At 46.2% G+C, this 17,913-nt stretch carries 21 protein-coding genes; 4 read left to right on the plus strand and 17 right to left on the minus strand.

What is annotated here, in order from left to right; all coding sequences use genetic code 11:
• Nucleotides 1-20: 20 nt before the first annotated feature.
• The 4 genes from ACFFJH_RS11880 to ACFFJH_RS11895 all read right to left on the minus strand — a co-directional run bounded on the left by ACFFJH_RS11880 (nucleotide 21) and on the right by ACFFJH_RS11895 (nucleotide 4,009).
• Nucleotides 21-1,760, minus strand: a complete 1,740-nt coding sequence (locus tag ACFFJH_RS11880; RefSeq protein ID WP_390212879.1) for a methyl-accepting chemotaxis protein — start codon at nucleotides 1,758-1,760, stop codon at nucleotides 21-23.
• A 61-nt stretch (nucleotides 1,761-1,821) separates the two neighbouring features.
• Nucleotides 1,822-2,388 carry a chemotaxis protein CheW gene (locus ACFFJH_RS11885; protein ID WP_390212881.1) on the minus strand — a complete coding sequence of 189 codons (567 nt, stop codon included), beginning with the start codon at nucleotides 2,386-2,388 and terminating at the stop codon, nucleotides 1,822-1,824.
• 308 nt (nucleotides 2,389-2,696) lie between these two features.
• Nucleotides 2,697-3,338 (minus strand): ANTAR domain-containing response regulator, encoded by a 642-nt coding sequence (locus ACFFJH_RS11890; protein ID WP_390212883.1) that lies wholly within the window; start codon nucleotides 3,336-3,338, stop codon nucleotides 2,697-2,699.
• A gap of 278 nt (nucleotides 3,339-3,616) precedes the next feature.
• On the minus strand, nucleotides 3,617-4,009 hold the full coding sequence (locus ACFFJH_RS11895; RefSeq protein WP_390212884.1) for a DUF3224 domain-containing protein: 393 nt from the start codon (nucleotides 4,007-4,009) through the stop codon (nucleotides 3,617-3,619).
• Nucleotides 4,010-4,227: 218 nt separating this feature from the next.
• On the opposite strand from ACFFJH_RS11895, the gene ACFFJH_RS11900 reads away from it, so the two are divergent.
• A complete protein-coding gene (locus ACFFJH_RS11900; RefSeq protein WP_390212886.1) occupies nucleotides 4,228-5,031 on the plus strand; it encodes a DUF6597 domain-containing transcriptional factor in 804 nt (267 codons plus the stop codon).
• 20 nt (nucleotides 5,032-5,051) lie between these two features.
• Here the strand turns inward: ACFFJH_RS11900 and ACFFJH_RS11905 are convergent, their stop codons facing one another.
• From ACFFJH_RS11905 to ACFFJH_RS11915, 3 genes are all read right to left on the minus strand, one after another.
• On the minus strand, nucleotides 5,052-5,783 hold the full coding sequence (locus ACFFJH_RS11905) for a DNA alkylation repair protein (protein WP_390212888.1): 732 nt from the start codon (nucleotides 5,781-5,783) through the stop codon (nucleotides 5,052-5,054).
• Nucleotides 5,784-5,825: 42 nt separating this feature from the next.
• Nucleotides 5,826-6,275, minus strand: coding sequence for a hypothetical protein (locus ACFFJH_RS11910; RefSeq protein ID WP_390212890.1), 450 nt, complete (start codon nucleotides 6,273-6,275; stop codon nucleotides 5,826-5,828).
• A 109-nt stretch (nucleotides 6,276-6,384) separates the two neighbouring features.
• Nucleotides 6,385-6,819, minus strand: coding sequence for a GNAT family N-acetyltransferase (locus ACFFJH_RS11915; RefSeq protein WP_390212892.1), 435 nt, complete (start codon nucleotides 6,817-6,819; stop codon nucleotides 6,385-6,387).
• 184 nt (nucleotides 6,820-7,003) lie between these two features.
• Here ACFFJH_RS11915 and ACFFJH_RS11920 point away from each other — a divergent pair, with 184 nt between their 5' ends.
• A complete protein-coding gene (locus ACFFJH_RS11920; protein WP_390213194.1) occupies nucleotides 7,004-8,146 on the plus strand; it encodes a patatin-like phospholipase family protein in 1,143 nt (380 codons plus the stop codon).
• Between the two features lie 268 nt (nucleotides 8,147-8,414).
• Here ACFFJH_RS11920 and ACFFJH_RS11925 read toward each other — a convergent pair whose 3' ends face one another.
• From ACFFJH_RS11925 to ACFFJH_RS11955, 7 genes are all read right to left on the minus strand, one after another.
• Nucleotides 8,415-8,816 (minus strand): hypothetical protein, encoded by a 402-nt coding sequence (locus ACFFJH_RS11925; RefSeq protein WP_390212894.1) that lies wholly within the window; start codon nucleotides 8,814-8,816, stop codon nucleotides 8,415-8,417.
• Nucleotides 8,817-8,991: 175 nt separating this feature from the next.
• Nucleotides 8,992-9,420: a hypothetical protein gene (locus tag ACFFJH_RS11930; protein WP_390212895.1), complete on the minus strand. Its 429-nt coding sequence runs from the start codon at nucleotides 9,418-9,420 to the stop codon at nucleotides 8,992-8,994.
• Nucleotides 9,421-9,621: 201 nt separating this feature from the next.
• Nucleotides 9,622-9,840 carry a 2OG-Fe(II) oxygenase gene (locus ACFFJH_RS11935; protein WP_390213195.1) on the minus strand — a complete coding sequence of 73 codons (219 nt, stop codon included), beginning with the start codon at nucleotides 9,838-9,840 and terminating at the stop codon, nucleotides 9,622-9,624.
• Nucleotides 9,830-10,198: a helix-turn-helix domain-containing protein gene (locus tag ACFFJH_RS11940; protein ID WP_446697467.1), complete on the minus strand. Its 369-nt coding sequence runs from the start codon at nucleotides 10,196-10,198 to the stop codon at nucleotides 9,830-9,832. The genes ACFFJH_RS11935 and ACFFJH_RS11940 overlap by 11 nt, the downstream gene beginning before the upstream one ends.
• Before the next feature lie 5 nt (nucleotides 10,199-10,203).
• Nucleotides 10,204-10,506: a type II toxin-antitoxin system HigB family toxin gene (locus tag ACFFJH_RS11945; protein ID WP_390212899.1), complete on the minus strand. Its 303-nt coding sequence runs from the start codon at nucleotides 10,504-10,506 to the stop codon at nucleotides 10,204-10,206.
• Nucleotides 10,507-10,683: 177 nt separating this feature from the next.
• Nucleotides 10,684-11,064: a tautomerase family protein gene (locus ACFFJH_RS11950; protein ID WP_390212901.1), complete on the minus strand. Its 381-nt coding sequence runs from the start codon at nucleotides 11,062-11,064 to the stop codon at nucleotides 10,684-10,686.
• 44 nt (nucleotides 11,065-11,108) lie between these two features.
• On the minus strand, nucleotides 11,109-11,702 hold the full coding sequence (locus tag ACFFJH_RS11955; protein WP_390212903.1) for an HD domain-containing protein: 594 nt from the start codon (nucleotides 11,700-11,702) through the stop codon (nucleotides 11,109-11,111).
• Nucleotides 11,703-12,066: 364 nt separating this feature from the next.
• Here ACFFJH_RS11955 and ACFFJH_RS11960 point away from each other — a divergent pair, with 364 nt between their 5' ends.
• Nucleotides 12,067-13,104: an OmpA family protein gene (locus ACFFJH_RS11960; protein WP_390212904.1), complete on the plus strand. Its 1,038-nt coding sequence runs from the start codon at nucleotides 12,067-12,069 to the stop codon at nucleotides 13,102-13,104.
• 131 nt (nucleotides 13,105-13,235) lie between these two features.
• Nucleotides 13,236-13,526, plus strand: a complete 291-nt coding sequence (locus ACFFJH_RS11965) for a hypothetical protein (protein WP_390212906.1) — start codon at nucleotides 13,236-13,238, stop codon at nucleotides 13,524-13,526.
• Nucleotides 13,527-13,563: 37 nt separating this feature from the next.
• Here the strand turns inward: ACFFJH_RS11965 and ACFFJH_RS11970 are convergent, their stop codons facing one another.
• The 3 genes from ACFFJH_RS11970 to ACFFJH_RS11980 all read right to left on the minus strand — a co-directional run bounded on the left by ACFFJH_RS11970 (nucleotide 13,564) and on the right by ACFFJH_RS11980 (nucleotide 17,879).
• A complete protein-coding gene (locus ACFFJH_RS11970) occupies nucleotides 13,564-13,986 on the minus strand; it encodes a hypothetical protein (protein ID WP_390212908.1) in 423 nt (140 codons plus the stop codon).
• A gap of 341 nt (nucleotides 13,987-14,327) precedes the next feature.
• Complete coding sequence (locus ACFFJH_RS11975; RefSeq protein ID WP_390212910.1) at nucleotides 14,328-16,244, minus strand: M28 family peptidase; 1,917 nt, start codon at nucleotides 16,242-16,244, stop codon at nucleotides 14,328-14,330.
• Nucleotides 16,245-16,364: 120 nt separating this feature from the next.
• Nucleotides 16,365-17,879 (minus strand): tryptophan halogenase family protein, encoded by a 1,515-nt coding sequence (locus ACFFJH_RS11980; protein ID WP_390212912.1) that lies wholly within the window; start codon nucleotides 17,877-17,879, stop codon nucleotides 16,365-16,367.
• Nucleotides 17,880-17,913 lie beyond the last annotated feature (34 nt).

Genomic DNA, 17,913 nt, shown 5'->3' on the forward strand with positions numbered 1-17,913 from the left:
TCACACATATCAAACATCAATTAAAATTCTTCCCAGTCAAGATCAGCTGAGCCATTCGCTACGCCTAATTTGGGAGCACGCATGGTTGATTTGGCGGCACTAGTCGCGACTGAGCTTATTTTTTTTGCCGCACTGTTTGACAAGTGATTTACCACTTGTTTCGCACTATGTACTTTGGCTTTTTTTACGACGATTTTTGGGTGCGCTAGGTGTTCTATATCAAGCTTAAAGACACTGACCACTTCTGATAAATTCCGGGCTTGATCTTGCATCGCCTCGGCGGCGGCGGCGGCTTCTTCTACTAAAGAAGCATTTTGTTGCGTGACATTGTCCATTTGTATGATCGCAACATTAATTTGATCAATGCCTGCAGTTTGTTCTTGGCTGGCTGCCGTGATTTCACTAATCACATCACTGACGCGTTTTACACTCACGACAATTTCATCCATAGTAGAACCCGCTTCACCGACAAGCTTGCTGCCTTCTGTCACTTTATTCACGGAATCATCGATCAAAGATTTGATTTCTTTTGCAGCGGCGGCTGAGCGTTGCGCTAAGGTGCGCACTTCGGAGGCGACCACAGCAAAGCCACGCCCCTGCTCACCGGCACGTGCGGCCTCTACCGCTGCATTGAGCGCCAAAATATTGGTTTGAAATGCAATACCATCAATCACGCTAATAATATCGACGATCTTTTTCGCGGATTCGTTAATCGATCCCATCGTATCGACGACACGAGAGACAACCTGACCCCCACGCACCGCTACTGTCGAGGCTGAACTGGCAAGTTGATTAGCTTGGCGCGCATTGTCGGCATTTTGTTTAACAGTGCTAGTTAATTCTTCCATCGAAGCAGCAGTCTCTTCTAAAGAACTCGCTTGCTCCTCAGTACGAGAAGATAAATCCATATTACCTGCGGCAATCTCGCTCGATGCTGTGCTAATCGTATCGGTACCCATACGCACTTGTGTCACAATATTGAGCAAGCTGGCGTTCATATCTTTTAGCGCCTGCATCAACTGTCCTGTTTCGTCCGTCGAGTCCACCTCAATGGCAACCGTTAAATCACCTTTAGAGATTTGACGAGCCGCACTTACCGCGCTATTCAATGGTCGTGTAATAGCACGAGTGATGTAAGTAGCCAAACCCACTGATAACAGCAAGGCACTCAAGCCCATACCGGCAATCCACTTAATATCACTTGCCGCATCTCGTTGTGCTTCTGCAGCGGCTTCTTCCATCAAACCTTCTTGAAACTTAATAAACGCATCGAGAACTTTAAAATAGGCGAGTTGCGCGGGACGCGTTTCTGTACTTAACATCGCTAAGGCTTGTTCTTTATTACCTTCTCTAGTTAAGTTCAAAAATTTGGTACGTGATGCGATAAATTTTTCTCGAACATCCATAAGTTCATTGAAATATTCACGGCCTTTTACGCTTGTGATGGTCTTATCCAATTGATTAATCGCTTCTTTATTAATACTGGAACTTTTCTCAATATTGGCGTACTCGGTTTTTATTACTTCTGGATCTGTTAAGAGTAAGATATTGCGCATATTGCGTGCATTCTCATTCAGTTGATCTTTGATCGTATGTGCCAAGACCACCTTAGGGTAACGATCTTTATCCGTCAGCTCCATTTCGCTTTTCAATTGCGTAATCCCGCGAAAACTTACTAAAGACAATGCCGCTAATAGAATAATCACAATGCCAAATGCGAAAGCGAGCTTATGTGCAATTTTCAAATTTCTGATATTCATTTTTTTCACCCGAAAGAATAGGTTTTAGAATTTAATAGACGATTTCAAACTACGCCATCAATTAAGCCGACAAGTCACTCGTTTCCAGTTCAGATTCGTGCTCTCCAATTTGCGCACTGGGTTGTGCGCTCAGTTGCAGGTCTAATTGCGTACCCAATTGCGCACTCAATAACATCTTGCTGATATCAACCACGATCAACATTCTCTCTGCGATGCTGCCCAAACCAATTAGGTAGCTGGCCTCGGCCAACTCCTGAATCAATGGCGCGGATCGGATATCCTCTGCCGCTAACAGCACGACATCGGATACGCTATCGACTACGATGCCAGTCAGTTTGTTATGGATATTGAGGATAATGACGACGGTAAATTCGTCATAGGTAGGTGAACCGATTTGGAACTTGATACGCAAATCTAAGATGGGTACGATAATGCCGCGCAAATTAACGACACCTTTCACATACTCAGGTGCATTGGCAATTTGCGTCACTGTTTCATAGCGACGCAATTCCTGCACTTGCTGGATATCCATCGCGTATTCTTCTTCGCCTAGTTTAAAACTGAGGTATTCACAGCCGTGACGATTCGACGTCAGGCTTTCTGCGTTGCTGGTAACTTCGTTAGACATGATATTTCCTTCGTTTTTCAAGAAAATCGCCAAACCAAAACAGCACTAAGCACAAGACGTGGGCTTAAATCTACTGCGAGTTTTGACAATAAAAATTAAATGAAAATCGGCGGAATGGGCCGGGAGATACATGGCGCTGCGGGGGAGTGGCAGCTGAGGAAGATTTCGCGCTAGATTACGGTTTGTCGGTAAAGTCGCTAAGAAATCTTTTTAGATTTATTTTTAAATCTTGACGCAAGTATAGGTCTAATTTTTCCGTACGGCAATAAAATGAATTGTTAATTTGCGTTAAATCAAACCAAAATAGCTTATTTCTTCTCTGGTGGCATATGTTCTTTAAAGAGCGCATGAAATTGACTTAACAGTTCACTCGCATTAAGTAATTGCTCTGCGACGTCGTGAATCTTACTTCTATGTGAACGAGAATACTGACGCAAGATATCAAATGCGGTGTCACGATCAACATGGTATTTTCCCATTAAAAGTCCGACAGCAATGCTGGTCTCGCGCGCCGCGCGCAAGGCATTGCTCAAATCACTTTCTGACTGACGCAAACGGCGAATATCAATCGCTCTGGCTAAGCCCGCCGCTACCGCTGGGGCAATTTGCTGTACATCATAGGGCTTCACAATATAGCCAACGGCGCCGAAATCGGTCGCTTGTCTAACTAATTCCTTATCACTAGCACCTGTGATAAACATGCAAGGAAGTCCGTCAATCGCCTCTAGCTTTTGCGCCAATTCCAGACCTGACATGTCTGGCATATGCATGTCCAATAAAGCCAGATCAAATTTCTTTTGCTGCGCCAATAATATGGCGTCATGTACATTGTGTGCTTCGAAAATCGTGTAAGCCGAGGCGCGTAAAATCGTGCTAATCATAGCCAAAGCTAAGGGATCATCGTCTACCACAAGTAAGGTTGGAACTGGTTTAGTGTCAATGCTTGCCATACGTTTTTCTCATTGTTATGCCATCAACCTGCATCTTCTAAAAATCACTCTAACTTATCCTAGCTCATGTCAGCTCATGTTGGCTTATCTTAGCATCACTACTCGGTAAAATCTGTAGTTGAGCGAGAACTCATATTTTTTTGACCGCATCGCGCTATTCGATAGCTCGACTTTATGCAATGCAGTCAATCCAGTCACAGCATAGTGCAGCAAAAAAAATCTGAAACTAAATTCAAGCTAATTTTGAACGGAATGTAAAAGAGCAAAAAGATTTCCAATCACGGCAAACTATAATCAAACACGTAGAAGTGCTTACCGTCTTTTATTTCTATCTGCATCTGCCCTTTCAAACCGACTAGCTCATCCGTCGCAGAATCTGGCACCACTTGTATCGTCAAGTGAGGCGTACCTTTATCCATGACGCCGGTATGCATCAGCACAAAACTACCGCGCTTACCTTGCAAAGTCCCGTTCACTCTTTCTATCGCCACATAGCCAGCGGAACCTTTGACCTCGGTCATCGCGGCCAACATTTCACCCAAACTATGTGCGCTCAGCTCGCCGTGAAATTGTTTGTCTATGGTTTGTCGTCCTAAATGAGCTTCTGCAATTGCAGCTGCTGGCGCTTGTGGCTGAAGTTTAACGTCGAAACTACCGCGTATCTGATGCATGATGGACTCCTTAAGTTGAATAGCGTTGGGTGTTGGTTCTGCATGGCTTATTCTAGCGATCAGACACAAACTGATACAAGCTACATATAATCCTTGGTTTAATCGTCTCATAAATACCTCTTATAAATACCTCTTATAAATGCCTCGTACTTGATCACATTATTGGATATTTAAACCTGATTCTTCCCCAACGGATAGTAAAAACGCGACAAAATACTATGACAAGCAATGAACCGCGTGGTGTACTGCGACCCAGTTTTAGCGAAGGACAATTTCAACATCTGCGACAAACCCCTAGCGCAGCATTAGCTCAATTCGTTGCGCATTACTGGTTCGTCAGTTGGGATCTACGTAGATGTCAGCCACAACAGCAAGCGACTTTACCGCACCCTAATGTGCATCTCATCGTAGAACGAGGGCAAGCCAGTATTTACGGCGTGCACAGCGCACGTTTTACGCGAGAATTGACAGGACAAGATCGAGTCTTTGGTATCAAATTCAAAGCGGGCGGTTTCTATCCGTTTTACCGAAAGCCCATCGCCGAGATTCATAATCAGGCACTCGATATCCCTAGCTGTTTCGCTTCTGGGGGCGAGGATTTGCTTGCGAAAATCGAAGCGGCGCCAGACTTTTCGGCGATGTGCGATGCGGCAGAAAATTTTTTATTGGCCTACCTACCAAAAGCAGATCCCAAACTCAATTTTCTGGATCAATTACTCACAGACATAGAACAAAATCGCAGCCTGATTAGCGTGGAAGATTTAATCACGCATACGGGTTTAGACAAACGCAGCTTACAACGCTTGTTTCAAGTTTATGTAGGTGCCAGCCCGAAATGGGTGATACAACGTTACCGCCTGCATCAAGCTATCGCACAAGTACAGGCAGGTAAAACATGTAGCTGGAGTGATCTAGCACTAGAGCTAGGCTATTTTGATCAAGCGCATTTTGTACGAGATTTTCGCGCCTTGATAGGAATGACACCGGGTGAGTATGAGAAGAGTTTGTTGAGTGCGAGCTAACACTAGGCCTAGCACCAGCGCTAGCACTTAGTCGTCTTACGTTTCTTACCCAAGCTCCCGCGCTGCGCGACCTTGGCAATGTAGTCAGGGGCGAACGGTACTTTGCAGGAGGTGTCGCCGACATCAACCACGACTTCACCAATGGTTTTTCCAGCTTGAATTGCAGCATCGCTAAGAGCCGTCACGTAAGAACCAAGCGCAATCACAAAACCGTTCATGCAATAACACACACGATTGGGCGCATGATGAATCTCGGCTTGTACACGTTTCAGCAATTTGTGCAGTAAATCAGCATCCAATTCTGCATCCTCAGTGATAGAGATATAGCTACTCAAAGTACACCAGCCAGCGGCGGCGATATCGGGATTATCCGAATCTATCCACGCCAAGGCTAAGAACATGGCATGAGTGCTCTCCGCAGTCACCCACGCCACGCTGTATTCACGTATGCCGTGCGAGTTGGCGGTTTCTACCCAATGCTGCAATTGCGTCGCGCTCATCTTGCTACCATCAGCCAGCAAACCCGCCATGTACTGCGCGTCATAAATTCCGGTATCAAACAAGGCGCATGCAACATCTAAATCGTTTTTATACGGCTTCATCAACTTTTTCATCTCTTCGATTTTGACACCGAAGAGTGGCTCTTGCGCACCGTGTTTGCGTAGAGTATTGCGGTAGGATTCTAGTCCCAAGGCTTCAAGCTGCTTGACTAGTTTTACAACTAACTGTTGTACCGACGCTGTTGTGCCCATGCCCGCCTCCCTCGCTTTTATAAAACAAGAACTTAGCTCTTATCACTCAAACTCTAGAACTAAGGATGCACCCATCGCAACCGCTTGCCATAGCGCGGTCAACTCTAAAAGTTTTTTACGCACAGCGTCGATATCGTCAATACTTAATTGCAAAGGAGGGCATTGTCGAGCATCGCAAGTCACACGATATAGATCCAACATATCAGCGGGTGAGCTATTCCAGCCCGACCAGCCATCCGCCTGAAATATTTCAACCAAACGCTCTACACCGTCGCTCTCTGGTTCCGCTTCCATTTGAAAGGTCGCCGCTTCACCATGCAAAACCCTACCGATAAAACCGCGCTTATGCAACGTAATCTCAACGCCAAAATGCACCATATCATGAGGAATAATGCCTTGTTTTGGGCAATCGATACCCTCCGCAGGTAGGCCATTGCGGACGATATCCATACGGTCGTATTTCCCACTGCCTTTGGTAAATATTAATTGCATATAATCTCCTGCACCATGCCAATGAATTCAAGTTATTTCGTCAGTTCTAGCGATCTACAAATCTACAAATCTACAATTGAATTGACGTCAAACGCATACAGTTCAAATTTCAGTCCAAATTTTTCACCAAACGTATGCTAGTTCGGTCATAAGCCAGATGTTCATAAAATGCATGGGCATCTACTAAGCGATTATGGCTAGTAATCTCGATCAACCCACATCCCGCCTCTTTCAAAATAGTTTCTGCCGCTGCCATTAACGCACGTCCTATCCCACTGCCCCGCAATCGGGCATCAACGACTAAAGCGCTCACACGACCAATCGGCTTAGGTCGGTGCAATACAATCATACTGTGCAACGCGAGCACACCGAGTAACTCTCCATCGTCTTGTGCCGCTACCAAGGCCTGACTGCCATACTGCGACCACGCTGGCCAATGGGTCAGTATTTGTGTGGAGGTAGTTGGATGGCCAAGTTCGGTAAATAGTCTCGCTAATTCTTGGCTATCGTCTTGTGTCGCTGAGCGGATTACATAATTGTGCATGGCATTCGATTTCCTGATTGAGGAACGTCATCATAAAACTTATCCGCGTATTTGAAAATGACTACTATCCATCTCAAATACGCCATCATGTTTGACAAAAATGTTCGATGAAAATGCCGATCAACAGGCCTTATCGTACACAAGTAGCCATACAGCTCTGATACAAGCGCTATACTCTAAAGACATGGTAAAAGCGTCGCAAGAGACTAAGGAGATTCATTTGAACAAGCAACATATCGTCAATCTAGCACTACAAGGTGGCGGCTCGCATGGTGCTTTCACTTGGGGTGTATTGGACGCCTTATTAGAAGACGGGCATATCAATTTTGAAGGCGTAAGTGGCACTAGTGCAGGGGCCATGAATGCGGTAGCGATGGCGCATGGCTTTGCGTTGGCGGACAAAAAATCAGCCACGGCAAAACGCGACGCAGCACGCCAGTCATTGAAGGATTTTTGGGATGGCGTCATCAACATGGGCGCTTTGCAAAACAGCTTGGCGCAAGCACAACGCGTGCCGTTTGATATTTTGTTTGGTGGTATGGCGGCACTCGTTGGTGCGCCCTCACCCGCACAAATATTCTCGGAGTCTATGGGTAGCCTGTGGGCTAACGCGATCTCACCTTATCAAAGTAATCCGCTAGACATTAATCCCTTAAAAATTTTCTTAGAGCGGCAAATTGATTTTGAGCGACTGGCATCTTGCAAAGCCATGAAGGTATTTGTAGTCGCCACCAAGGTCAGCGACGGCAAAGCCGAAATCTTCAGCGGCCAACGCCTGACTGCCGATGCGGTCATGGCATCAGCCTGTTTACCCACGGTGTTTCAAGCAGTAGAAATCGAAGGCGAACATTATTGGGATGGCGGCTATTCGGGTAATCCAGCGATACACCCGCTCATTTACGAATGCCAAAGTCGTGACGTACTGCTGGTGCAAATCAATCCGATACGACGTGATAGTTTGCCCAAAACCTCGGCTGACATCCTAGATCGACTCAATGAAATGACCTTCAACTCCGCCCTAATCGCCGAGATGCGCGCGATTGATTTTGTCAAACGTCTACTCGCCGAAGGCAAACTCGATCCCACCCGCTACAAAAACGTCCTCATGCATCGCATCGACGGCGGCGAACAACTCGAAGCCTATCCCGCCTCCAGCAAATCACAAACCGACGCCGCATTAATCTACCAACTCCGCGACCTAGGTATCAACTCTGCTAAGCAATGGCTACAAGACCAACGTCACCATTTGGGCGTGTCATGTAGTGTGAATATTGCTCGTGACTATTTGGATGATTTGCGGGTGCCGGTTGGTGGGCATAGTAACTAAGCTAAGCGGTGTAATGGTGAAAATATAGCGTAATCGTAGGTAGGAAAGTTTTTGTAGAGCGGGGACGAAAACTTCTGATCACCGTAAACAGGATTAATTCTTGCGATTATTATGGTGAGTTATTTGGTCAATTATGTTTCTGCGCTAAGCTGATCGGAACTGCGCACAACGCACATTAACCGAAGAGCAAATAATTGAAATAATACTGAGTATCAAAACGCCAGCTCGCGTAATTTCCGAGTCGCGCCTCATGTTAAAGGGCAACAACCTAATCAGTATTATCATATTTCAGACGCAAGACCTTTGGTGTTTTAGTTCTACACTTCTTAATACAAACAAAAGTTTTGTTGTCGCCTTTTATTGGTGTTCGTGTAAATACCGACTCGCTGAGAGCTGATCCTTTCGCTTTCTTACAATACAATAAACCTTCCTGACTCTCATTGAAAAATTCTAGTTCATAACAGACAGGCATAGTAGTTTCACGAGTCGGTAGGCCGTATGCTTTAAGCTCAACGATGCGCCCCATGCGGCCAGTATCGGTACCGAAATCTGAGCTAACTCCAGTCGTTCCCAAAGAATACCCTAAGCCTTTATAGCTCCAATCAACCGCTGCGACTGAATTCGATAGGGCTACTAAAGCGAAGGTGGTGAAAAGTCTATTGATCATCATGCACTTTAACGTTTAAGATGAAAGGCGACATTCGGCTTATCGTCACCAAACTTAATTCTTGCGATCATTATGGTGAGTTATATGGCCGGTTATGTTTAAACATTGGCGCTGTCCGGCAGGCAGTATGCGTCGCAAAGCAACACCCTGCTGATGCGTGTACGCGACGAGCAACCAATTATGCTCGACTACTCCACACCATAAATAGTCCTACTGGCCAAGCTAAAAAACCGAACATATAAACGGGTATTGAAAACCATGCGTACATTGCAAGGTCCGAATTCTTGGTGATCTGCGCAAGCAAGATTGGTCCCGCGAGTGCTCCAATGGCCACCACATTGGTCAATCCAAGGAGGTTGTGTCCAAAGTTAAACCGTCCTTCGCGATCTTGCTTTCTTGTTACTGGAGAAAGCCCACCTTTCCACCAAAAGAAAGCAAGAGTGGCCGCGAGTATGGCATACCCAAGATAGTATCCGGCAACGGTCGCGTATTTGGAACCAATGACAGCCATCAACGCAATTGACATAAACATGCCAACTGGCGCAGCCAAGGTCATGCCACCAACCAATAGACAAGCAATAAATACATTCAAGTTACGAAAAAACATAGCTCTCCGAATAATGTGATTTGATTATATAAATTGCAAAGATAACCGACTATCAAAAATTAAGCAATTAGTACCTACCTTCTGGCAACCCGCATAAGACTTAGCCTAATTTGCTTATATCTGACTGCAATCTGATTTAAAAAAACCAATAAAAAGTACAGCCAATCAGCGCAGTCGTTGCGGTCAATTCAGCGTTTGCCATTACTCAATCTCACGATACATCACGTCGGTACGCAAAACGTACTTAGTACCATTGATGACATTGTTGGCACGGTGGCTAAGCCTATGTGGAAATACTAGCGCTAAACCAACTTTAGGCTGTATTTTTTCCCAAGGAAATTCTGTCTGGCCTTGTTCAAACTCATCGCTTAGATAGATGAGAAAAGTGAGCATACTTTCTTCGGTGTCGCTACGAACGATATTCTTTGATCAGACTTTCAACAGGAATGCCTAGACCCGAATGTAAGCGCCGTATCATCGGCAAGGTCAATTGCCGCGTGTGATTAAAGATTTCATAGATACGATTACTTTTTCCAATCATGGGTTCAAGGTCTTTAACCGATAAACCAGATTGCTCCATTCGGAATTTAATTGCTTCAACTGGATCGGGCAAATCCATAGGAAAATGTTTGCTTTCATAGGCCTCAACCAATGTCACCAACACATCAAGTTTATCGCCATCTGGAGAGCCAAATTTTGCCATCATAAGCGACTCAATTTCTTTAAGCGCAGCCTTATGATCCGCTTTAGTTCGTATCGGTTTAATATCCATTTTTATCACCATTAGATAGTTTGCACGTCGATTTTGTCGTACTGCTTATGCGTACCAAAAAATCGAACATAAATCACGCGGTATGGGTAATTTATCCAGACCACCAACCTATATTTATTCCCTGCAATATTAAAAACAACGCGACCATCTTGCAGAATACTGGCTTGACCAAAATCGAGCTTTACACTATTGGGAGAATCCCAGTCAGCTTTAAGCGCATGACGATACCACGCCAATGCCGGCTCTTTCGCATCAATAAATGCGGGATTGCTTTCCCAAAACGATTTAATCGTGGATATTGATATGATACGCATACTTACATAATAATCCCAAAATGGGACTATTGCAAATGGGATTTGAACTATTCTTAATTTAAAGAAATCTGAAATTATCATTCACAAGACCTCCAGCCCACGCGCGATCCCAGCCTACGTTAGTACAAAACATAATAATCGCTTCCCCTAACGCAATTCCATAAAGGACAGACTAGGCTAAGTGTGAATCAAACGACCACCGCCGAATGACCAATTCTCCCAGGCGGTTTCCTTGAAACAAACCATCACATTCTCAGGATTAAACCCTGATGCGGAAAGTCGATTCATCAGTTCTTCAAGTAGTTTTTTCTTCACTTTAACGCTACGTCCTATCGACCATAAAATTTCAATCAAGACAAAGTCATTATCGCGGCTCGCTTGCAGGTCAGGATAATGGGTATCAAAACGAAAATCCTGAGCGTCAAGTTCTATCACGCGTTGAAATTTATCCGTGGCGGGTACACCGGAAGAAACAAGTGCAGCATGTACTGCATCGAGAACTAAAGATTTAAATTCGTCAGACTTGGGCTTACGAACGGTGAGCGTTACGATGGGCATGCAGACTCCTATTAGTTTAATGAGAAAAAACAATCTATCTAAGATCAAACTGGTACAGAAGAACTTTGTTTTGCAAAATGCTCCCTCGCCAATTGCTCACAAACCTGCCACAAGGCAGGCGATCCGCGTGCTATGACGGTGCCATAGCGTTGCAGCACTTGCTCTAAAGTGACACCGTTTTCAGTCCAGGTGCCGCCACCCGTATGAACATTCGCCAATAGCGGTTGTACCCGATCCAGTGCCTTGGCGAACTTGGCATCCTCGGTCACGGCGTCTTCAAATTCATGCCACAGCGCGAGCAGTTCGCTGCCTTGTGGCTCAGGTAGCAGACCAAATAATCGCGCGGCGGCTTGCGTCTCCAACAGCGTTTGATCTTGTGACGAGGCGCCACTATGAATCGGCGTATCACCGACATCGACTTCAACGATGTCATGGATCAGCAACATTTTGATGACGCGCTCAACGTCGATTACACCCACAGCATGATCACGCAATAACAGGGCGTACATCGCCAAATGCCAAGAATGCTCGGCACTGTTTTCTTTACGGCTTTGGTCTAACAAAGGTGATTGTCGAATCACGGTTTTTAAGCGATCAATCTCGCGTAAAAAATTGAGTTGTTGGTGGAGTGAGTTCATGGGTGTTTGTGGAAAAAGATTTAGTTCGTAAGGCGAATTGTAAATCAACCGTAGTATCTGACTGACTCATTTGGGATGAGCGGAAGCTTGGTCGTACGCGCATGTTAATAACTTCGCCCATTGCAAATTTAACGAAGGCCAATTTGCATTCAAAGCAATAATAATGAATACTCAACATTCTTTATTATAGGACTTAAGCAAAATCGTCCCAGCGTCGTTGTTGTCGTCTCGCCGTGCAATAGCACTGTCTTCGTCGACACGCCCCCGATTAGAGCGTTCGAGGGCAGGCTCTAGCTGGGACAATTTCGCGTAAGTCCTAATTAATATGACATTAGAACCAAAATTCCAAACCAAGGAAACCACTGTGAAAAAATCTATCATCGCTGCGCTAAGCAGCGCGTTACTTTTAATACTAAGTCTCAACACCACCATCAGTCACGCTGATGAGGCGAGTGAATGGGGTAAAGATGTCATCAAGGGACAAGATCATCCTATGATCAAACGCTTTACCGGCTCATGGTTGACAGGCTATCTGGCTGAAGAATGGAATGCGGCGACTATACCAATGAGTGCTCAGATAGATAGCGATAAAAAATTCAAAGAGAGTTTGACGCTAGAAGGTAAAGTGACTCGTCTGCTATATTTGGCACCGCGCGGTAAGTCGACGCTAGAAGTTTTTCGCAATTATGAGCAAGCACTCAAGTCGGCCGGTTTTAAGGCGCGCTTTAGCTGCGAAAAAGACTGCGCTGCTTTGTATTATGCTTGGAGTAAATTGAGCAAACCTACAGACGGTTTACAGTGGGCCAATGGCAGTATTTATACCCCGACCGGCAGCCGTTATAGCCACAGCTCTAGCCTGAGTTCGGACAAAGGATTGATGTTAGTGGGCTCACTCAAAAACGCCGGTCAAGAAGTGTATGTCGTGCTCTATACCTCGGTAGCCGCCTATAGCGTGACTGAACTAACCGCGACGTTTATTCAAATCATAGAACCTAAAGCGATGCAAACTGGGCAGGTCAGCGTAGATGCGAATGCGATCAAGACCGCCTTGCAGTCCGAAGGTAAGATTGCTTTATATGGCCTCTATTTTGATACGGGCAAAGCGATTATCAAGCCAGAGTCAAAAGCACAGTTGGATGAAATGGCAAAACTGATGCAAACGCAAACCCAGCAAAAATATTTTATCGTGGGTCACACTGATAATGTCGGTAACTTTGATAGCAATATGACGCTGTCTTTGCAACGAGCACAAGCCGTCGTCGAAGCTTTAAGCAGCGCGCCGTATAAGATAGCCGCCAGTCGTTTGATCGCCAAAGGTAACGCCAACTTGGCACCTGTAGCGAGCAATGCCGAGGAAACAGGACGTGCGCGTAATCGTCGGGTGGAGATGGTGGCGCAGTAATTTCATCGCCCACCTAGATATCAAAAATGGAATCTGGTGCGCTAGTCTCATCAAAAAGCCCACCAGACTTCTGCCTCAAAAATCACGCCAAAATTAATTAGGGCCTGTTAACATCTAAATTGGGAGTGCGAATGCGGAAAAACGGGCACAGGGCTAGGCTATCGCTGAAGGAAAGCATCTTTGCAAAGATGCTTCGTTACGTCAGCGAGCAGCATGCTGCTCGAAACCCTGACTTCACCGTCAAGTCGCGCCGCAGTGCAAGCACTGTAAGCGACTTGCAACAACGCCATGTGCCCGTTTTACCCATTCCCGAAGGGTTCAAGCCAAAAGGCGCGATGGACAGCGCGAGGTTTATTTCTGCTCTTGCCGAGGCATCAGCCTCGGCGGCGAACTACGCCTTGCCATCCCACCTTTTGGCTTGAACGCATCTCCCGATTTAAATGTTAACAGGCCCTAGCTTTAGCGTTCAATAATCTTATTCCCGATACCACTCTTGGAAATGCGTGAGATCAAGCCTTTGGGAACGTAGAGCGTATTACCTTCACCTTCTAAATCAATTTGATCAACGGTAGCGCCAGCGCGTATCGTTAGATCATTATTCACGCCTGTAACACGAATTCTGCCTACCTGATTTTTATCTGAAATCACAATATTATTGCTGGTGCCGGTGATATATACGTTATAGCGTCCCGATTTATTAATGATGCTGTCGAGTTTATGTCCATCAACTAAGACTTCGTGTCCCCTATCATCAACATGACCACTACTACCGCAAGCAGAGAGCATCAAGCTGGCCAAAGCAATGAACACGACGGTCATGAAACGAGACAGGGAAGGTAGATCTGAGCGCAATGCAGAATTGCGTAAAGAGAGATTTCGCATAAATGTATTCCTAAAAATGGACGGGATGCGCGCTTGTTGAATCGAGCTACTCGCCAATCTAAGCTGCGTAGAGATTGAGCCTAATGAAAATCTCGGTGAGTGCAGTTCACTATTCAAAAGCGCCTGCGCATCTTCTGCAAATTCATTTTTTTGATCCAGACTTATGCGACTAGCGGATCATTTTGATACGCCAGCACCTCAAGTTTTGGCGTGAATTGTTGTGAGCTGAGGTGATAATAAAAAAGCTCGCTAGTGCGACTTAGCGAGCTTAAATATCAATTTGTGCTGAGGAGCTCTGCACAAGCCTCGCGTACTAGCTTGCGCAGAGGTCTTTGTTAGATTTATTTCTTTTGCAGCCCCTCTCCCAAAAAGGCTTTTGCATCAGCACCAGCGCGAATGACGCGGATTTGCTTTACTTCTCCAGTGTTTTCTAATTTACTCAAAAGCTCTTGTCCTGCGATGAGCTGCGCCACCGTGATAAAACCTGCCGGTGTACTGTTCTGCGCAGGATTGAGTAATAAAGTACCTTGCGCATTGATCGCTAAGGTCACGCCGGTCAAATTATGTGAGGTATTGACCGATTCTGTGAGCTGGCTATCAGGCCAAGTGCCATTCAGACTAAATCCCAATTGACCATCGATCATTTTGGCTTGCCCTATCGCTGGTGCTGGCGTCGTTGGCCGTGCTGCGCCTGGGTTAAATGCAGGAGGTTTAAAGTTCATTTCTAATTGACCGACCAAACGTGCCACAGTGGCGGGTGCCAATTTTGGATGTAAGGCAAACAGCAGGTTGCCTTGATTGCTCGTCAGTTCTACATACAATCCAGAGGGCAAGTAGTAGCCTTCACGACTCAAAGGCTCAGGAGCGTTGGCTGCTTCGTAGGCCATCAAAGCGATAGCAATAGCGGAATGCTGTTGAGCTTTGGCGTAAGGTACCACTTCGTTATAGGTGTCGAGTAAGGTATGCCAAGTACGACTGTAGATAAAATCGGTTTTATTATTAGCCGAAGGCGTTGGTACACCTTTCATGCCAAAAGCGGTGGCATCGGTGCCAGACAAAGCTTCAGCACGCACTCTAGGATAGTCGCTGGTTTTCACTTCAAATCCGAATTCGCTATTCCCCCCTTGCACCGCTTGCAAGTTGTTGGCGACTCGATCGAATGGCGCTCTCCATGCGCTGGGGACGGTGATGCCAGAAACCGCCCCAGGGGCACCATCACGATTGAGCATCATGATGACTTTGTCCATTTCTTTGGCATGCTTTTCTGTGTAAGAAGCCGCGCCTAAAATGCCTAATTCCTCACCGGCAGAGGCCAGCATAACGATACTACGCTTAGGCTTGGCACCTGCTTTTGCTAACAAGCGCATGGCTTCTATGGTGGGTGACATGCCAGAACCATCATCGACTGCACCAGTCGCACTATCGAAGCTATCGAGATGCGCGCCAATCACAATGTATTCGTCCGGCTTTTCAGTCCCTTGTATCTTTGCGACGACATTGTGGAAGGGTACTGGTCCAGGGTAAAACCAATTGCGGATATCAAATTCCAACTCAACTTTTTCACCCTTCTTGAGTTGTTCTTGTATTTCGTTGTACTGCACCGCAGTCAATTTGATATCCGGCATGCTGGGAAGTTTGTCCCAACTCGTCGGTTTGGCGTCGAGTAAGCTGAGCGGTTCTTTACCCGCTTGCAGTGTGCCGAGTGCGCCTGCTTCCATCAGTTTTAAGCTGATCGCGTCGGGTTTGTATTCTTTGCGACCATCGCGCCCCATTCCTCGACTTTCACCGGCGATCAAAACCCAAGCGCCTTTAAATTCGGCCATGCGGGACTGCGCTTCGGCCTCCGTTGCTGGGCCGAGCACCGCAAAGCCGCGCTGCGCGCCTTTGGTACCAGCGGTATAGCTGGGTGTGCCAAAACGCAATGCCTTGTCGTTACGACTAAGGACTTTGCCAAACCATGGCCCACGATTAAATCCTAGCGGTTGCTGTCCAACTTCTTCCAGTTCAGCGGCTATGCCCCATTGCCGTAACTGATCTCTAGTCCAACGCGCAGCATGAGTGAAATTATCGCTACCCACCATGCGACCGCCAAATCGATTGGTCAATACGTCAAGCCAAGTCATGACTTGCGGGTCTTGCAGGCCGATTTCGACGATTTTTTTGGAGGTAGCGTCTTGTGCTAGCGCGACACTGCTAACGCTGAGCACAAGGGAAATTGAAATACTACGGGCGAGCTTAGTCAGGGTAAATGGATGCATAGATTCTCTTTTCTTATTGTCGATGACCTTGTGCACGCCAGCGCACAAGGTGGGTAAGTGAAATAATTGCCCTGATTCGACTGAGAAAATATTGCTGAGTTCCCTACTCAGTAAAAACACCTATGCCATAGGTTTTGCCATGCAATTGCTGCGTATGTAATCCAAATGGGTAGGCATAGCATCCACACACTTGCGTATCACCGCTTGCGTGTTATGCAAGAACCCGGCGATCTCTTCAGGCGTGCGCTGATCAACAACTGGGCTGTAGCGACGTGGTCGCATGCCTTGTCCGTGCATCACTTGTAACCAACTGTCTTCGGGAAAAAGTTCTTCATTTTCGCGGAGAATGCGGCCGTGGCTGGAGAATAGATCGAGCTTCACTTGCAGGCTCTCAGGCACCTCCATGTTGCGGCAGTAGCGCCAAAATTCCGAATCATCGCGTTGATTGACTTTGTAATGCAAGATCAAAAAGTCGCGGATCTGTGCGTATTCTTTATCGGTAAGACGATTGTAATTGTCGATATCGACTTGATCGAAGTCCTTGTCTGGGAAGAAAGTTAATAGACGCATCAAGCCCGTCTTAACCATATGAATACTGGTCGATTCTAGCGGTTCCATAAAACCACCCGATAGGCCAATTGCGACACAATTTTTGTTCCAAGCTTTTTTGCGTTTCCCCGTGGTGAACTTAATTTGGCGTGGCTCGGCCAGTGCTTTACCATCCAAATTATTCATCAAAATATTTTGTGCAGTGTCGTGATCCATAAATTTACTGGAAAACACATGACCGTTACCAATCCGATGTTGCAAGGGAATCCGCCATTGCCATCCTGCGCTATGCGCGGTGGAACGCGTATGCGCTTGCGCCGAACCAGCCAGTGAGCAAGGCACGGCGATGGCGGTATCGCATGGCAACCAATGGGTCCAATCTTCGTAGCCTGTTTGCAGTGCTTTTTCGATCAACAAGGCAACCATGCCAGAACAATCGATAAAAAAATCGCCATAAATTTTTTCACCGTTTTCCATCACGATGGCATCAATGAATCCGTCACTTTCACGCAATATGGTTTGTACTATGCGTCCTTCGGTTCGCTTAACACCACGCTGTTCTGCATAAGCGCGTAAATATCGGGCATACAGACCGGCGTCAAAATGATAAGCGTAAGATAAGTCGGACAGCGGTGAATTGGGCAAATCTGGCCGACCAACACTAAACTTACCTAAAGCACTTGCCACGGTGTTGATTGAATAAGGCTCTAGTCCACCAGCCACACCAAGCTGATTTAGCTTGAGCCAGTAGTGATAAAAGTTCGCCATTGGCTGATCTCGTCCGACCGAGCCAAAGCCATGAAAGTACTTGGTATGATTGATGCCCCAGTTAACAAATTCGATACCTAGTTTGAATGTGCCTTGGGTGTGACGGATGAAGTCATTTTCATCTATGCCTAAATGCATATTGAAATTACGTATGCTGGGAATCGTCGCCTCACCAACACCGATCGTGGAAATTTGATCAGATTCTATCAAGCGATAACGGTGACCATGCGGCAGTAGTTGCGCAAGTGCGGCGGCGCTCATCCAACCTGCGGTACCGCCACCGACAATAACGATTTCTTTAATGCGACGATCTGTCATCTCTATTCCTAAATTAATTTCATTTTTATTCTCA

It is taken from the genome of Affinundibacterium danionis, from assembly GCF_042432465.1.
GTDB classification, from domain to species: Bacteria; Pseudomonadota; Gammaproteobacteria; order Burkholderiales; family Burkholderiaceae_D; genus Undibacterium; species Undibacterium danionis.

Bases quoted from the DNA above. Each gene is read 5' to 3' on its own strand.
- ACFFJH_RS11890 (WP_390212883.1), bottom strand. From the start codon at position 3,338: ATGGCAAGCATTGACACTAAACCAGTTCCAACCTTACTTGTGGTAGAC.
- ACFFJH_RS11895 (WP_390212884.1), bottom strand. From the start codon at position 4,009: ATGCATCAGATACGCGGTAGTTTCGACGTTAAACTTCAGCCACAAGCG.
- ACFFJH_RS11970 (WP_390212908.1), bottom strand. From the start codon at position 13,986: ATGCGAAATCTCTCTTTACGCAATTCTGCATTGCGCTCAGATCTACCT.
- ACFFJH_RS11975 (WP_390212910.1), bottom strand. From the start codon at position 16,244: ATGCATCCATTTACCCTGACTAAGCTCGCCCGTAGTATTTCAATTTCC.
- ACFFJH_RS11915 (WP_390212892.1), bottom strand. From the start codon at position 6,819: ATGCACAATTATGTAATCCGCTCAGCGACACAAGACGATAGCCAAGAA.
- ACFFJH_RS11930 (WP_390212895.1), bottom strand. From the start codon at position 9,420: ATGTTTTTTCGTAACTTGAATGTATTTATTGCTTGTCTATTGGTTGGT.
- ACFFJH_RS11965 (WP_390212906.1), top strand. From the start codon at position 13,236: ATGCGGAAAAACGGGCACAGGGCTAGGCTATCGCTGAAGGAAAGCATC.
- ACFFJH_RS11885 (WP_390212881.1), bottom strand. From the start codon at position 2,388: ATGTCTAACGAAGTTACCAGCAACGCAGAAAGCCTGACGTCGAATCGT.
- ACFFJH_RS11945 (WP_390212899.1), bottom strand. From the start codon at position 10,506: ATGCGTATCATATCAATATCCACGATTAAATCGTTTTGGGAAAGCAAT.
- ACFFJH_RS11950 (WP_390212901.1), bottom strand. From the start codon at position 11,064: ATGCCCATCGTAACGCTCACCGTTCGTAAGCCCAAGTCTGACGAATTT.
- ACFFJH_RS11980 (WP_390212912.1), bottom strand. From the start codon at position 17,879: ATGACAGATCGTCGCATTAAAGAAATCGTTATTGTCGGTGGCGGTACC.
- ACFFJH_RS11925 (WP_390212894.1), bottom strand. From the start codon at position 8,816: ATGATGATCAATAGACTTTTCACCACCTTCGCTTTAGTAGCCCTATCG.
- ACFFJH_RS11910 (WP_390212890.1), bottom strand. From the start codon at position 6,275: ATGCAATTAATATTTACCAAAGGCAGTGGGAAATACGACCGTATGGAT.
- ACFFJH_RS11905 (WP_390212888.1), bottom strand. From the start codon at position 5,783: ATGGGCACAACAGCGTCGGTACAACAGTTAGTTGTAAAACTAGTCAAG.
- ACFFJH_RS11900 (WP_390212886.1), top strand. From the start codon at position 4,228: ATGACAAGCAATGAACCGCGTGGTGTACTGCGACCCAGTTTTAGCGAA.
- ACFFJH_RS11920 (WP_390213194.1), top strand. From the start codon at position 7,004: ATGGTAAAAGCGTCGCAAGAGACTAAGGAGATTCATTTGAACAAGCAA.
- ACFFJH_RS11955 (WP_390212903.1), bottom strand. From the start codon at position 11,702: ATGAACTCACTCCACCAACAACTCAATTTTTTACGCGAGATTGATCGC.
- ACFFJH_RS11880 (WP_390212879.1), bottom strand. From the start codon at position 1,760: ATGAATATCAGAAATTTGAAAATTGCACATAAGCTCGCTTTCGCATTT.